Origin of the sequence: Caballeronia sp. GAWG1-1, from assembly GCF_023631465.1 — a bacterium.
GTDB lineage: Bacteria > Pseudomonadota > Gammaproteobacteria > Burkholderiales > Burkholderiaceae > Caballeronia.
Map to the genome: position 1 here is coordinate 1 of NZ_JALQDB010000115.1, position 527 is coordinate 527.

Genomic DNA, 527 nt, shown 5'->3' on the forward strand with positions numbered 1-527 from the left:
GAAGAGCACCGGCCGGTGCCGATCGGCGCGCCGATTGCAGCGACACAGACGTGGGTACTCGATGAGCGTATGCAACCAGTGCCGCGTGGCGTAGCGGGTGAGTTGTATCTGGGCGGAGTCAATCTGGCACGCGGATATCTCAACCGTCCGGGATTAACCGCAGAGCGCTTCGTGGCAGACCCGTTTGCACGACACACAGGCGCACGCCTCTACCGCACGGGCGATCTGGTGCGGTGGCGCAGCGACGGTGTGCTCGACTATCTGGGACGTCTCGATCATCAGGTCAAGATTCGCGGCTTCCGGATCGAGTTGGGCGAGATCGAATCGAGGCTGGCGCAGATGGAAGGTGTGCGTGAGGCAACCGTGATCGCCCGCGACGCAAGGCTGATCGCCTACGTGACAGGCGAGCCATCGCTGGACGCGCAGCAGTTGAAGACGAGCCTTGCGCAGGGCGTACCGGATTACATGGTGCCGTGGCGCATCGTGGTGCTGGATGTGATGCCGCTGAACGCGAACGGCAAGGTGGA

The 527-nt window shown here is 63.2% G+C and carries 1 protein-coding gene; it reads left to right on the top strand.

What is annotated here, in order from left to right:
- A partial coding sequence (locus NCT03_RS33690) for an AMP-binding enzyme (protein WP_250495516.1) occupies positions 1–527 on the top strand: 527 nt, incomplete at both ends.